The 13,249-nt window shown below is 45.0% G+C and carries 18 protein-coding genes; 1 reads left to right on the plus strand and 17 read right to left on the minus strand.

The genetic code is table 11. From position 1 onward, the window contains the following. Window positions 1-41 precede the first annotated feature (41 nt). The 15 genes from atpA to spoIIR all read right to left on the minus strand — a co-directional run bounded on the left by atpA (window position 42) and on the right by spoIIR (window position 11,515). Window positions 42-1,550 carry a F0F1 ATP synthase subunit alpha gene (gene atpA, locus MKX38_RS18835; RefSeq protein WP_338382438.1) on the minus strand — a complete coding sequence of 503 codons (1,509 nt, stop codon included), beginning with the start codon at window positions 1,548-1,550 and terminating at the stop codon, window positions 42-44. A 16-nt stretch (window positions 1,551-1,566) separates the two neighbouring features. Next, window positions 1,567-2,112: a F0F1 ATP synthase subunit delta gene (locus MKX38_RS18840; protein WP_003243176.1), complete on the minus strand. Its 546-nt coding sequence runs from the start codon at window positions 2,110-2,112 to the stop codon at window positions 1,567-1,569. Next, entirely contained in the window at window positions 2,109-2,621 is a 513-nt protein-coding gene (gene atpF, locus MKX38_RS18845; protein ID WP_003244051.1) for a F0F1 ATP synthase subunit B, read from the minus strand. The genes MKX38_RS18840 and atpF overlap by 4 nt, the downstream gene beginning before the upstream one ends. Window positions 2,622-2,783: 162 nt before the next feature. Beyond that, window positions 2,784-2,996: a F0F1 ATP synthase subunit C gene (atpE, locus tag MKX38_RS18850; protein ID WP_003151167.1), complete on the minus strand. Its 213-nt coding sequence runs from the start codon at window positions 2,994-2,996 to the stop codon at window positions 2,784-2,786. 45 nt (window positions 2,997-3,041) lie between these two features. Then, window positions 3,042-3,776, minus strand: a complete 735-nt coding sequence (atpB, locus tag MKX38_RS18855) for a F0F1 ATP synthase subunit A (protein ID WP_003242621.1) — start codon at window positions 3,774-3,776, stop codon at window positions 3,042-3,044. A gap of 7 nt (window positions 3,777-3,783) precedes the next feature. Then, complete coding sequence (gene atpI / locus MKX38_RS18860; protein WP_003243159.1) at window positions 3,784-4,167, minus strand: ATP synthase subunit I; 384 nt, start codon at window positions 4,165-4,167, stop codon at window positions 3,784-3,786. A 423-nt stretch (window positions 4,168-4,590) separates the two neighbouring features. Beyond that, window positions 4,591-5,220 (minus strand): uracil phosphoribosyltransferase, encoded by a 630-nt coding sequence (gene upp / locus MKX38_RS18865; protein ID WP_003227670.1) that lies wholly within the window; start codon window positions 5,218-5,220, stop codon window positions 4,591-4,593. A 134-nt stretch (window positions 5,221-5,354) separates the two neighbouring features. Then, window positions 5,355-6,602, minus strand: a complete 1,248-nt coding sequence (gene glyA / locus MKX38_RS18870) for a serine hydroxymethyltransferase (RefSeq protein ID WP_003227669.1) — start codon at window positions 6,600-6,602, stop codon at window positions 5,355-5,357. A gap of 206 nt (window positions 6,603-6,808) precedes the next feature. Continuing rightward, window positions 6,809-7,351, minus strand: coding sequence for a TIGR01440 family protein (locus MKX38_RS18875; protein WP_339188020.1), 543 nt, complete (start codon window positions 7,349-7,351; stop codon window positions 6,809-6,811). A 12-nt stretch (window positions 7,352-7,363) separates the two neighbouring features. Continuing rightward, a complete protein-coding gene (gene rpiB / locus MKX38_RS18880; protein WP_003221910.1) occupies window positions 7,364-7,813 on the minus strand; it encodes a ribose 5-phosphate isomerase B in 450 nt (149 codons plus the stop codon). Between the two features lie 156 nt (window positions 7,814-7,969). Next, window positions 7,970-8,422, minus strand: coding sequence for a protein arginine phosphatase PrpB (prpB, locus tag MKX38_RS18885; protein ID WP_014481190.1), 453 nt, complete (start codon window positions 8,420-8,422; stop codon window positions 7,970-7,972). A gap of 75 nt (window positions 8,423-8,497) precedes the next feature. Next, window positions 8,498-9,055: a manganese efflux pump MntP family protein gene (locus tag MKX38_RS18890; RefSeq protein ID WP_003227661.1), complete on the minus strand. Its 558-nt coding sequence runs from the start codon at window positions 9,053-9,055 to the stop codon at window positions 8,498-8,500. 78 nt (window positions 9,056-9,133) lie between these two features. Then, entirely contained in the window at window positions 9,134-10,174 is a 1,041-nt protein-coding gene (locus MKX38_RS18895) for an L-threonylcarbamoyladenylate synthase (protein ID WP_213419920.1), read from the minus strand. Between the two features lie 156 nt (window positions 10,175-10,330). Continuing rightward, window positions 10,331-10,774, minus strand: coding sequence for a hypothetical protein (locus tag MKX38_RS18900; RefSeq protein WP_003244265.1), 444 nt, complete (start codon window positions 10,772-10,774; stop codon window positions 10,331-10,333). Between the two features lie 66 nt (window positions 10,775-10,840). Next, entirely contained in the window at window positions 10,841-11,515 is a 675-nt protein-coding gene (gene spoIIR, locus MKX38_RS18905) for a stage II sporulation protein R (RefSeq protein ID WP_003227654.1), read from the minus strand. Between the two features lie 140 nt (window positions 11,516-11,655). Between spoIIR and MKX38_RS18910 the strand changes: the two genes are divergently transcribed. Further along, a complete protein-coding gene (locus MKX38_RS18910) occupies window positions 11,656-12,018 on the plus strand; it encodes a UPF0715 family protein (RefSeq protein ID WP_014478265.1) in 363 nt (120 codons plus the stop codon). Window positions 12,019-12,034: 16 nt separating this feature from the next. Here the strand turns inward: MKX38_RS18910 and MKX38_RS18915 are convergent, their stop codons facing one another. Continuing rightward, on the minus strand, window positions 12,035-12,322 hold the full coding sequence (locus tag MKX38_RS18915) for a DUF5316 family protein (RefSeq protein WP_003244050.1): 288 nt from the start codon (window positions 12,320-12,322) through the stop codon (window positions 12,035-12,037). A 59-nt stretch (window positions 12,323-12,381) separates the two neighbouring features. Continuing rightward, the gene (gene prmC / locus MKX38_RS18920) at window positions 12,382-13,248 is read right to left on the minus strand and encodes a peptide chain release factor N(5)-glutamine methyltransferase (protein ID WP_003227647.1); all 867 of its coding nucleotides are present in this window, start codon (window positions 13,246-13,248) and stop codon (window positions 12,382-12,384) included. Window position 13,249: the final 1 nt, after the last annotated feature.

Consider the following 13,249-nt stretch of genomic DNA (forward strand, 5'->3'; position numbering starts at 1 on the left):
AGAGAGAAAAAGAGAACCTTTTTCTCTCATCAGCATTCGAGTTAGTTGCTTGGTGCAAATGTGCGTTTGAAGCCTTCGATTGCAGCTTTGAAGTCTTCATCAGCAGGAAGGTTTCCTGTTTTCGCAATTCCGTCAAGCAGGTCTTTATGGTTTTGGTCAAGGTACATGTAGTACTCATCTTCAAAACGTCTGATATCCGCCACAGGAATATCATCGAGATATCCTTTTGTCAGCGCATAAAGAATGGCTACTTGCTTTTCAACCGGAAGCGGCTTGTTCAGATCCTGCTTCAGCACTTCAACTGTACGTGCACCGCGGTTCAGTTTTGCCTGAGTCGCTTGGTCGAGGTCAGAACCGAATTGAGCGAATGCTTCCAGCTCACGGTATGACGCAAGGTCAAGACGCAAAGTACCTGATACTTTTTTCATCGCTTTGATTTGCGCTGAGCCGCCGACACGGGATACAGACAATCCGGCGTTGATCGCTGGACGTACGCCTGAGAAGAACAAATCAGATTGCAGGAAGATCTGTCCGTCGGTGATGGAAATGACGTTCGTCGGAATATAAGCAGAGATATCTCCGGCTTGTGTTTCTACGAACGGCAGAGCTGTAATTGATCCTGCGCCTTTCGCGTCGCTAAGCTTTGCTGCACGCTCAAGCAGACGGGAATGAAGATAGAATACATCCCCAGGGAACGCTTCACGGCCTGGCGGACGGCGAAGAAGCAAGGACAGCTCACGGTAAGCAGCCGCTTGTTTAGAAAGATCATCGTATACAACAAGAACGTGCTTGCCGCTGTACATAAATTCTTCTGCCATTGTAACCCCAGCATACGGTGCCAGGTACAGAAGCGGTGCCGGCTGTGAGGCAGACGCCGTTACAACAATTGTATAATCAAGCGCGCCGTGTTTACGCAATGTTTCTACTACGCCGCGGACTGTTGATTCTTTTTGGCCGATCGCAACATATACGCAGATCATGTCTTGGTCTTTTTGGTTCAGGATCGCATCGATCGCAACAGATGTTTTACCTGTTTGACGGTCACCGATGATCAGCTCACGCTGGCCGCGGCCGATTGGAATCAGTGCATCGATCGCTTTGATACCGGTTTGAAGCGGTTCATGAACGGATTTACGGTCCATAACGCCTGGTGCAGGGCTTTCAATCGGACGAGTTTTGCTTGTAAGGATCGGGCCAAGTCCGTCTACCGGTTGGCCTAGCGGGTTTACAATACGGCCGATTAAGTCTTCACCAACAGGAACCTCCATGATGCGACCTGTTCTTTTTACTTCGTCTCCCTCACGGATCTCACTGAAAGGTCCTAAGATGACGATACCTACGTTTGATTCTTCAAGGTTTTGAGCCATACCCAAAACACCGTTTGAAAATTCGACAAGTTCACCGGCCATACAGTTGTCAAGGCCGTGCACACGTGCAATACCGTCACCGACTTGGATGACTGTACCTACGTCTTGAACTTCAATATCAGATTGATAATTTTGTATTTGCTGTTTTATCAGCGTGCTAATCTCTTCAGCTTTGATGCTCACTTAGGTTTCACCCCTTCTATCGATTTTCCCCGGCTAATTGACGTTCGATGCGCTGAAGCTTCCCGCTTACGCTGCCGTCATAAATCCGGTTTCCAATGCGGACTTTAATGCCGCCTATTAAATCCGTCTGCACTTCATTTCTGATTCTCAGTGAAGCGACTCCGGCTTTTTTTGCAAACACTTGTGATAATGGTAACATTTCTGCATCCGTCAGCGGTTTCACTGAATATACGATTGCGTCTTCTGTTTGACGGGCCACATTTGCGAGTTTGATAAACTCATCTGTGAGCTCAGGGACAATCGCGGCACGATGGCGGTCAATCAAAAGAAAAATCGTATTGAGTACGGACTGTGACAAAGAGCCAAATGCATTTTGAATCAGCTCTTTTTTCTTCGCAGCCGGCACCTTCGGATGGTTCAACACATCATTAAGCGCTTTTTCATTTTGAAATACTTGTTTTACAACAATTAGCTCTTCTTCTACTTGATTCAGCTGAGCGGACTCATTGGCTATATCAAAAAGAGCTGATGCATATCGTTTAGAGACAGCTGATCCACTCATCGGCTTTCTCCTACCTCTTTAAGATAGTCCTGGATCAATTTCTCTTGCGCTTGTTCATCCAGTTCTTTTTCGATCACTTTCGACGCAATCATGACAGAAAGAGACGCTACTTGCTCACGGAGAGCAGAAACCGCCTGTTCTTTTTCCTTCACGATTTCAGTTCTTGCTGCTTCTTTCAGACGTTCAGATTCTGCACGTGCAGCCTGAATAATCTCTTCTTTTTGCTTCTCTCCCAGTTTCTTTGCGTTTTCGATAAGAGTTTGGGATTCCTGTCTTGCTTCTTTTAAAAGAACGCGCTGCTCTTCAATCAGCTGCTGCGCTTCTTTATTTTTTTCTTCAGCAGACGTAATTTCTCCAGCGATGTGGTCTTCACGCTGTTTCATTATGTTTAATAGCGGCCCTAAAGCGTATTTCTTCAGAAGCGCTAATAAGATTAACATAGCTAACAGTTGGAACAGGATATCTCCGCCGTTAAACGACAATCCTAGTTCAAGTGGTAATTGAGACATCTACTACGGCAACTCCCTTCTGCAGGTTTTTCTTTGCTGATCCAGCAGCCGCACTTGTCTCTTTTCAGCCGGCAAGGCGGGATGCTTATCAGACATAAAGCAATGGCGAAGGTTCTCTTGGAATGATCTTCGCCATTTTTAGTTCATATAAGGCTTTTATGCTTAGCCAAAGAACGCTAAGAATGCGATAACGACAGCGATAATAGGAAGGGCTTCAACTAATGCGATACCCATGAACATAAGAGTTCTCAGTTCTTTACCTGCTTCCGGCTGACGGGCAATCCCCTCTACCGTACGTGAAACAATCAAACCGTTACCAATACCTGCACCAAGTGCGCCTAAACCAATTGCAATCGCAGCTGCTATTAAATTCATGAAAAAGTTCCTCCTTTAAAATGTTATCCGTTTGGATATAATGTTTTAATGATCATGACTGATTTTATGAGACATGTACACCATCGTCAGCATTGTAAAGATAAATGCCTGGATAGCACCAATAAATAAACTGAATGCTTGCCATGCCAGCATCGGCAGAATGGCACCGATTGTACCGACAAGACCGAGAGCCACGCTTTGCGAATAATGGCTTGTTGCTAATCCCGCAAGCAGGCCGAGAAGAATCTCACCGGCGAAGATGTTACCATACAGCCGCAAACCTAGAGTCAGCGTATTCGCAAACTCTTCGATGATTTTCATCGGGAGCATGAATGGAACAGGTCTTAAATAGTCTTTGGAATATTCCTTGAGCCCTTTCATCTTCACACCATAGTAGTGGGTTAAAGCAACAACCATCACGGCTAGCGTTAATGTAATGGCAGGATCGGCTGTCGGAGACTTCCACCAGAGCTCATGTCCGATTGTAATAGAGAACGGCAGCCCCAGCATATTCGACACAAATATGTACATCAGCAATGTGACACCAAGTGCCAAGAAGTTAGCCCCTGTTTTTAAATCCATTGTACTGCCAATAATATTGCGGACGAAATCAACAATCCATTCCATAAAGTTCTGGGCTTTTCCGGGACGGATCGAAAGCGTTCTTGTCGTCAATATAGCAATCAATAAAACAATCACACTCGCCACAGTAATCATCAGAATGTTTGTCAGATTAAAAGTAAGACCTAGAAATTCTATAGTTCTGTAACCATGATTCAAAGGGTTTTCACCTCTCTTCCATTGATGAACGTTTAAGCTGGATAAAGGAATCTATCATAATGACAGGGTATATTGTCATTAATCCAATAACTGTACTTGCCATATGAAAGTATTCGGGATTTTTATAGGCAACAGCCACAGCAAGAATCGCATTGCACCACCGCGCTGCGCTCCCGAGAGATCGTATGGACTTTCCTTTCTCAACAGCTCTGTCAAAAGCATTCATTCTTCTGACGAGCAGTAAAAAATTAAACAAACTGAAAACAGTTCCCAGAATAAGGCCTAAAAAAACGGTTTTATACGCTGTTAAACCATAACCCAGTACATACACTGCCAAAATGAACAATAAATATTTGCGTTGTCTGCTAAATGTAAGCTTGGGATCGTCCATCAATTATCTGTCTCCTGATGAAAAAATAATGTATAGCTTGGATACGGCAAAAATCAGCGGTTAACCCTTAGTAGAAGACCTTTTTTGACCGGCAAAACGGGCCTGTTCGAAAAAATCATTCATCCGCAAGCCTTGCAGGGATGCTGTTTCATTCGCTTAAATAAATCCTCATAATACGGGTTTGCTGAGAGGATTTACATTGAGGATGAGGACTATAATGAAAGCTATGAAAACCTTCTCATAATACCCTCGTTTAGCATACAATAGCCCCTAACATGTGTCAATCTGTTTAAAGTTAAAAAACTTTTTATACTTTACGTCTCCACAGAATGTTCACAATTTCACCTATAATTGTATACAGATTCACCGAATAGCAAAAAACTGGATAAAAAAATGAAACCCCCTTTTGGGGATTTCATTTTTTTATTTTGTTCCAAACATGCGGTCACCCGCATCTCCGAGACCTGGAACAATATATCCTTTTTCATTTAATTTTTCATCTAGCGCCGCAATGTAAATATCAACGTCCGAATGATGCTTCTGCAATTCTTCCACACCCTCCGGCGCTGCTACAAGACACATGAAACGGATATTTTTCGCACCGCGTTTTTTAAGGCTGTGAATGGCTTCAACTGCGGAACCGCCCGTAGCGAGCATCGGATCAACTACGATGAATTCACGCTCTTCCACATCAGAAGGAAGCTTGACATAGTATTCCACGGGTTTTAAGGTTTCTGGATCACGGTAAAGGCCGACATGTCCCACTTTTGCCGCAGGAATCAGCTTTAAAATGCCGTCAACCATTCCCAATCCTGCTCTGAGGATAGGAACCACTCCGAGTTTTTTCCCTGAGATGACTTTCGATTTCGCAGCCTGAACCGGTGTATTGATATCCACTTCTTCCAGAGGAAGATCGCGGGTAATTTCAAATGCCATGAGTGTAGCCACTTCATCTACTAACTCTCTAAAATCCTTCGTACCTGTATTTTCATTCCGTATATATGTCAGCTTGTGCTGAATTAAAGGATGATCAAATACATAAACCTTTCCCATACTGTGTTTCAGCTCCTTTTTTATTGTCCCATCAACAATTACACACTTCTATTGATTCTACAAAAAAAGACATTGAGTTTCAAGAACATCGTCAAAAAACCCGCCGGGCATAAGCCCAAGCGGGTTTTAGGATCTTAATAATCTAATTCTTTATATAAAGGAAATTTATCAGTCAGAGCAGCTACACGCTGTCTTGCTTCTTCAAGTTTTCCTTCGTCTTCGTGGTTTTTCAATGCAAGCGCAATGATAGCACCGACTTCTTCTAAAGCGTCTCCGTCAAAACCGCGGCTGGTTACAGCAGCTGTACCAAGACGGATGCCGCTTGTTACGAAAGGTTTTTCAGGATCATATGGAATCGCGTTTTTGTTAGACGTAATACCGATTTCATCAAGTACATGCTCCGCAACCTTACCAGTCAGTCCGAGCGAACGAAGATCAACAAGGATAAGGTGGTTGTCTGTTCCGCCTGAAACGAGCTGGATGCCCTCTTTCGTTAAGGCTTCAGCCAGACGTTTCGCATTTGAAATGACGTTTTGTGCATATGTTTTGAAATCGTCCTGCAATACTTCACCAAATGAAACAGCTTTTGCGGCAATAACGTGCATCAGCGGGCCGCCTTGAATTCCAGGGAAGATCGATTTATCAATTTTCTTGCCAAACTCTTCACGGCAAAGGATCATACCGCCTCGAGGACCGCGAAGTGTTTTATGTGTTGTTGTTGTAACGAAATCAGCGTAAGGAACCGGGTTTGGATGAAGGCCTGCCGCAACAAGTCCTGCGATATGTGCCATATCCACCATGAAGTAAGCGCCGACTTCATCAGCAATTTCACGGAATTTCTTAAAGTCGATTGTACGAGGATACGCACTTGCTCCTGCTACGATAAGCTTCGGTTTATGAGCGAGGGCTTTTTCACGCACGTCATCGTAATCAATATATTGAGTTTCTTTATCTACGCCGTACTCAACAAAGTTATATTGAACACCGCTGAAGTTGACTGGGCTTCCGTGTGTTAAATGGCCGCCGTGGGAGAGGTTCATCCCAAGTACAGTATCGCCTTGCTCCAAAATCGTGAAGTACACGGCCATGTTTGCTTGTGCGCCTGAATGAGGCTGAACGTTTACATGCTCCGCTCCAAAGATTTCCTTCGCGCGGTCACGAGCGATATCTTCAACGACATCGACGTGCTCGCATCCGCCGTAGTAGCGTTTGCCCGGATATCCTTCTGCGTATTTATTTGTCAAAACAGATCCTTGTGCTTCCATAACAGCTTCACTTACAAAGTTCTCAGAAGCAATCAATTCGATCTTAGTCTGTTGGCGTTCACGCTCATTTTTAATGGCGTTAAACACTTGTTCGTCTTGCGCAGGTAAATGTTTCATCAGCGAGATCCTCTCCTATCCGTATCCTGTTCTTTGTTTTTACCATCACTATTGTACATGGTTTTTAAGGCCGATGTAAAAGATTATTTTTAAAAAATCTAAATTTTTATTGGTAAAAACGAATATTAATAACTTAAATTTAATTTAAAGTTCGGAATTTATTTCACTGTCTTAAAATAAAAGAAAAGACTGGCTATGCAGTCCTTTCATTCGCACTCATAAACCGCCCGCACTCCGCCGATTAGTTTCGGCCGTGTACGCGCCAATGTCACATGAGCTGAACCGAGGCTGTTTTGAGAGACACGCACAGGGACAGCCACCGGCTTCAGATGCATGCCGATAAACGTATCGCCTATATCAATTCCGGCATCAGCCTGAATGGTTTCAACAAGAACAGGAGACTTCATCTGCTTAAACGCATAAGACGCCATCGCTCCGCCCGCTTTTGGAACGGGCACGGCAGAAACGGTTGGAAGCCTGAACAGCTTGGCTGTTTCTGCTTCGACGACAAGCGCTCTGTTCAAATGCTCGCAGCATTGGAACGCCAGATGGATTCCCGTTTTTTCCCAGAGCTCAGCAAGTCCGCTGTAGATGCTTTCAGCGATATCTACACTGCCCGATGTGCCGATCCGGCTGCCGGCCACTTCGCTCGTGCTGCATCCAAGGACGAAGAGCTGATCTTGTTTCAATTCTGCTTGGTCCTGAAACTCAGACAGCATCGTCTTCCACGTTTGTTTCAACTCATTCATTAAACAGCACCCCTACAGGTTTTTCTCTTCATAATCTGAGATTTTTCCAATACGCGTTTGGTGTCTTCCCCCGGTAAACTCAGTAGTCAGCCAGATTTTTGCGATTTCCCGAGCCAAACCAGGTCCGATCACCCGTTCACCCATCGCAAGGATGTTTGTGTCATTATGCTCCCTCGTCGCCTTCGCGCTGAAGGTATCGTGCGCCAGCGCGCAGCGAATCCCTTTTACTTTATTAGCGGAAATGCTCATGCCGATACCTGTCCCGCAAATTAAAATGCCTCTGTCAACTTCGCCGCTAACCACTTTTTCGGCCACCGGAAAAGCATAATCCGGATAATCGACAGAGCCGCTGCCGCAGTCACAGCCCATATCAATATATTCAATTTGCAATTCGTCCATTAACTCTTTGATTTCATTTCGAATGTGAACGCCGCCATGATCCGATGCAATGGCTACTTTCATCTGCTTTTCCTCCCAGCGTGTGTGATGCGGCCCGCCCGCTTTATTGACCGCGCAGCCTGTCCGCTCTTTGATTCACACCATATGATGTGCTTTTCACTATATTCTACTCCTTCACGCAGGATTTGCAAATGACCTGTTTACAGATTTTCTGACAACTTATCTGCGGTCTTTTTTCAGCTGTTTTGCCAGCTGCCGAAGAAGCTCTTCAAGCTCATCTCGCGTTTGTTTATAGATGTCAATTGAGCCGCCGAACGGATCGATGACATCACCATGGCTGCCTGTAACATATTCTTTTAACGTAAACACTTTATCACGATAACGTCCAAATTGGCTGGCAATGATCTGTTTGTGCTGATGGGTCATAGCCAGAACCAAATCAGCCGATTCCATAAGTTCTTCAGTTAATGGAGAAGACACATGATTAAGGGCAATGTGTTTTTCAAACAGCGCTTCGACTGCATGAGGCGTCGCTTTCCCATTAGGTGAAGCAAACACACCTGCCGAGCGGACATTGACATTCAGCCCTTCCATTTCTGCAATTGATTTAAAAAGCGCCTCAGCCATTGGGCTGCGGCACGTATTTCCAGTACAGACAAAAATAATATCCATGTCAGTCACCCCTTATTTTTCTCTATTATATATGAAGAAAAAAGAAACGGCGACTTCGTTTCTTTTATTGGTATATTAAATTGGCAAAAGCAGCTTTAATCCAAACACGATTAATATGATGCCCCCGAGCGCTTCGCTGTATGTGCCAAGCCATGACTGCACTTGTTTTCCGACCAGCAGGCCCAGCCATGTCAACATCATGCTGAACAGCCCGAACAGGGTAATTGTGAGGAGCGGATGCGAGCCGTATATCCCCAAGCTCAAGCCGACGGAAAAGCTGTCAAGGCTGACGCCGATGGCAAACAGCAATAAGCCCGGCCCTGCCGGTGACATGAATCGTTCTTCTGACTGTTTAAAAGAGGCCATAAGCATTTGAACCCCAAGAACAAAAAGCAGCGCCCCACCGATATAAACCGCTAACACGCCGAGGAGCCCTGACAGCATGTTACCGGCCGCCATCCCTGCGAGAGGCATGATGACGTGAAAGAGGCCGATGATGAAACCAATATAGAATATCTGCTTCTTTCTAAGTTTGACCATGCCCATTCCAAGGCCGACAGAAAAAGCATCCATCCCTAAAGCAAACGCCATGATGCTTAATGTAATCAGTTCGCCTATAAACAAATCCGACATACATAAATAACCCCCTTGGACACGCCCCGCTTTTTTAGCCTATGCGTGTCCAAAAAGGGTTAGAACATCTGACTGCTTTCAGCGAATCACTCTTCCTCCGGCGGCTTTCATCAGCCTGTTCATAATAGCAAGACCGACACCTGTATCCGGAAAGGATTCCGCTATAATGAAATCCACCTTATTCTCATCAAAGCTGCGCAAAGCATCATACAGCCCTGCCGCAACAGTCTCAAGCTGAGCCCGTCTTCCGCAGCTCTTCACATAATCAGCGGAATAAACGCCCGCTTTTTCTTCTGTCGTCAGGACACCGACCCGTCTTCCACCCTGTTGATATTCTTGAATGAGGTGCTGAATGCGCTCTGGGCTGCCTTCGCAAATGGCAAGAGGCGCTGTCGGCGCATAATGTGTATATTTCATCCCTGGAGAAATCGGCTTCTCGTTTTGGTCGCTGAGCCCTTTATCCACATGGATCGGCCCGATCACCGCTTCAATTTGTTCCTTCGTAATGCCGCCAGGACGCAAGAGAACAGGGATGTCGTCCGCACATGAAAGCACAGTTGATTCGACCCCGATTCCGGTAGGGCCTCCATCCATAATACCGGCTATGCGGCCATCCAAGTCGTGAGCCACATGCTCCGCTTTTGTGGGACTTGGCTTGCCTGATAGATTGGCGCTCGGTGCTGCAATCGGCAGTCCCGATTCGCGAATCAATGCAAGGGCAAGCGGATGATCCGGCATTCTAATGGCAACCGTTTCAAGACCTGCCGTTACACGAGGTGAAAGCGCATCAGGTTTGCAAGGCAGAATGAGCGTAAGTGCTCCCGGCCAAAACCGTTTCATCAATGTTTTCGCCTTTTCCGGCGCCGGGCCCGTTAAATCCTCAAGCTGGCTGATATCCGCAATGTGGACAATCAGGGGATTATCGCTCGGCCGCCCTTTCGCCTCATATATTTTTTTGACGGCATCCGTATTTTTTGCGTTTGCGCCTAGGCCATATACTGTTTCTGTCGGAAAGGCAACGACCTCATTTTCTCGGAGCAAAGCGGCTGCTTGTGCAATTTGTGGATCATTTGTGGATAACTCGTCAGTTACATCCACAAACCATCTTTTCGTTTTCATTTCTGACCAAACTCCTTATTCACAACAATAAAACGATTGTTTTACGCGTGTAATCCTTTTGAAAGTATAAAAGATGTCCTGTAATAAAACAAGCGTTATCCACAAATTGTGGACAACGCTAATAAAGAAGTGGATAAGTATGTGTATAAACTGCACTTATCCAGACGCTTTTTTCATCAAAACGGCTCCTTCTGTTTGCCGCGATTCACAGAAGTGATCAGAAGAAAACAGCTCCTCCGGTACACTCTCAGCTCTTTCAAAACCCATGGCCGTCAGAAAATCCGCAGAGGAATGCTGATTTGCTACTAGGTACACGGTTTTGATCTGATGCTTTTCGCACAGCACCTCCATGCTTTGAAAAAGCGTGACGATATGGCCTTGGTGAAGCTTGTCCGATATGACAAGTGATCGCAGCAGCCCCTGGTCACAGCTTATTTTTTCAATACCGAGGCATCCGGCAATGTTTTTCTCACTGTCCTCCAGCATAAGAAATTGAGTGAAGCCTTCTTTCACACCTTCATAGCTGGTTTTCGCCTGTTTTAAAAATGCCTCGAGCACATCTCCGTCTTTTTCCCTTGCCACCCGCAGTTGATAAAACATCCGTTCACCCCGTTTTTGCGTTCTTTCTTCCAATCTATGAGGCAAATCTATTTTTAGACCAGATGATTAGGAAAAAAGGTCGGAAATCCATTCGACTAAAAAGAATTTCACTTCTGTGCCGTCTTCTTTTTCTTCGTTCTCTTCTTTTTTGGCTTTTTCCGCTTTAGCGGTTACGTCCTCAAGCACTTTTTCAGTCTGCTTTTTTGAGGCTTCTTTATCTTCTTGTTCTTTGACGGCTTCCCCGTTAGAAAAATCAAGAAAGCAGAGGGGCGGGAACAGCACACACCACCAGTTGGCGCCGTCTCCGTTTCCAAGCGTAATCAAAATCGCTTCATACTCACCAGCGGGATATACCATGTTGCCGTAAAGCTTTGTCGGAAACGAGATTTTGTCAAAATCAACGGATATCGACTGATTCGCTCCTTCTTTCTCCATTGTTTCCTTTGCAATTGCTTTGATTTCAGGCAGCTTTGAACGAATCACGCGACGCGCTTCTTCAATAGAAGTAATATCCTTTACCCAAGTTGTGATTTCTTTATTCACCGCGTCTCTTATATGACGTTTTAATTGCTGGTCTTGATCACTATCGCTGTTTGCCAGTATTCTCAAACGAATCGCCTGATCAGGTATGACCACCGGCTGATTTTCCGATTTTTGTGCCGTCTCTTCTTTTGCCAGCCCTACGAGCGCTCCGGATAATAAAAGAAAGATATATATACAAATGATTACTGTTTTTTTCATCGGTCCCCACCGTTCCTCTCCGTGCTTTGTTTCTAGCCCTATTATGGACAAGGAGAGCCTGGGATAAACGTGCAGGGTGAAAAAAATCTAGCAAGCTGTTAATCTTATTTATGGTACGATAGTGTTTTAGGAGGTTTAAGATGAAATACAATTATACAGTGCTGTTATCAGCATTCACGATGTCCGTTCTTTATTCAGTAATTTATATTCATTCATTTATCATTGCCGCTCTCATCACAATGGCATTTTATTTTCTGTTTCCTTATTTGATCTTCGCACTGCCGCTTCAAATCATGATGAATAAAAAGCCGAAACGTTTCAGCCCTTTGTATCTGCTGTATTACCTTGCCGCTGCTTTTATTGCCAACGCGATCATTTTCGGCGTGCTTCAGCCTTCGGGACAATCTCTGTTTCAAAATACAGCCTTTTATCTTTTCGCTGTATTAACAGCTCTTATCTATTGGATATGGGATTCTGTTTTACTGCAAAAAAAGGAAGCCTAAGAGGCTTCCTTTTTTATTAAAACAAAATCGTCAGTAAATAACATAGAATGGAAGGTATCGCCGCAACAAAGAAAGCGGCCGCCATTTTCATGCGAGATGTACGGCCTTCTTTGGTTTCTGAATGGTAGTTTGCCCGCTGATCGCTTCCGCTTACAGCCAAACCCGATGTAATGATCGCGAGCCCCACTAAAACGAGAGACGCAACGCCAAAAATCGCTTCATATGAAAGAGCCTGCGGAAAAATGGTGCCAATCATGCTCTCAATCGCAATGAGCAGGATTCCTGCTGTCAGGGCCTTTTTCATGTTTACATCCCCTTTGCTGGTGTTAAACAGCTTGATCCATTCACTCGCCAGCAAGCTGCTTATTTATTTTTATGAATCAGAGCGCATATGGTTCTGTCTTTTCCATTAATATCTTTCAGCACTTCCACTTCCGCCCCCTTAAACGCCTTGAGGATCAGGTCTTTGACCGCCGCTCCCTGTTTCCAGCCGATTTCAAAAACGACAAATACTTTATCCTTCATAACAAGCGGAATGTCTTCCATAAACCGCTTATAAAATTTCAGCCCGTCTCCGCCATCGGTGAGTGCGTGCAGCGGCTCATGAAAACGGACAATTTCCGATAAATCAGCCATTTCTTCCTCTGAAATATATGGCGGGTTTGAGACAATGATATCCGCTTTTTTTCCCGCCTTAATAAAAGGCTCAAGCAGATCGCCCTGATAAAAGCGCACATTCGCTCCGAGTTTTTCTGCATTGGCAGAGGCGACTTGCAGCGCCTCTTTCGAAATATCGACCGCCGACACAGAAAAGCTTTGGTTTTCAAGCGCAAGCGTGACGGCTATTGCACCGCTCCCTGTACCAACGTCAACAACTTCGAGCTTGCCGTCTTCAGAAAAAACACTCCGATATTTTTCAAGCAAATGAAAGACAACTTCTTCAGTTTCCGGCCGCGGGATCAGCACATCATCATTCACCATAAATTCCCGTCCATAAAAAAACTCTTTTCCTATAATGTATTGAACCGGCACGCCCTCTTTATGCATCTCAACGTGACGCTTAAAGCGATACAGTTCGTCTTCACCAATCGGTTCCTGTAAGCTTGCGAGCAGCTTGCTTCTCTCCATTCCGGTATCATAAAGCAATAGGAGCTCGGCCGCATTTTCTTCTCTTCCCGCTTCGGTTAAATAAGAAGAAGCCCATTTCAGGGCTTCGAATATCGTCTTCATC

The organism is Bacillus sp. FSL M8-0025, from assembly GCF_037975475.1.
Classification (GTDB): domain Bacteria; phylum Bacillota; class Bacilli; order Bacillales; family Bacillaceae; genus Bacillus; species Bacillus subtilis.

Coding starts and splice junctions, on each gene's coding strand:
- MKX38_RS18840 (WP_003243176.1), bottom strand. CDS start 2,112: ATGAGTGGATCAGCTGTCTCTAAACGATATGCATCAGCTCTTTTTGAT.
- atpF (WP_003244051.1), bottom strand. CDS start 2,621: ATGTCTCAATTACCACTTGAACTAGGATTGTCGTTTAACGGCGGAGAT.
- atpE (WP_003151167.1), bottom strand. CDS start 2,996: ATGAATTTAATAGCAGCTGCGATTGCAATTGGTTTAGGCGCACTTGGT.
- atpI (WP_003243159.1), bottom strand. CDS start 4,167: ATGGACGATCCCAAGCTTACATTTAGCAGACAACGCAAATATTTATTG.
- upp (WP_003227670.1), bottom strand. CDS start 5,220: ATGGGAAAGGTTTATGTATTTGATCATCCTTTAATTCAGCACAAGCTG.
- glyA (WP_003227669.1), bottom strand. CDS start 6,602: ATGAAACATTTACCTGCGCAAGACGAACAAGTGTTTAACGCCATTAAA.
- MKX38_RS18875 (WP_339188020.1), bottom strand. CDS start 7,351: ATGAATGAGTTGAAACAAACGTGGAAGACGATGCTGTCTGAGTTTCAG.
- rpiB (WP_003221910.1), bottom strand. CDS start 7,813: ATGAAAGTAGCCATTGCATCGGATCATGGCGGCGTTCACATTCGAAAT.
- prpB (WP_014481190.1), bottom strand. CDS start 8,422: ATGGATATTATTTTTGTCTGTACTGGAAATACGTGCCGCAGCCCAATG.
- MKX38_RS18890 (WP_003227661.1), bottom strand. CDS start 9,055: ATGTCGGATTTGTTTATAGGCGAACTGATTACATTAAGCATCATGGCG.
- MKX38_RS18895 (WP_213419920.1), bottom strand. CDS start 10,174: ATGAAAACGAAAAGATGGTTTGTGGATGTAACTGACGAGTTATCCACA.
- MKX38_RS18900 (WP_003244265.1), bottom strand. CDS start 10,774: ATGTTTTATCAACTGCGGGTGGCAAGGGAAAAAGACGGAGATGTGCTC.
- spoIIR (WP_003227654.1), bottom strand. CDS start 11,515: ATGAAAAAAACAGTAATCATTTGTATATATATCTTTCTTTTATTATCC.
- MKX38_RS18910 (WP_014478265.1), top strand. CDS start 11,656: ATGAAATACAATTATACAGTGCTGTTATCAGCATTCACGATGTCCGTT.
- MKX38_RS18915 (WP_003244050.1), bottom strand. CDS start 12,322: ATGAAAAAGGCCCTGACAGCAGGAATCCTGCTCATTGCGATTGAGAGC.
- prmC (WP_003227647.1), bottom strand. CDS start 13,248: ATGAAGACGATATTCGAAGCCCTGAAATGGGCTTCTTCTTATTTAACC.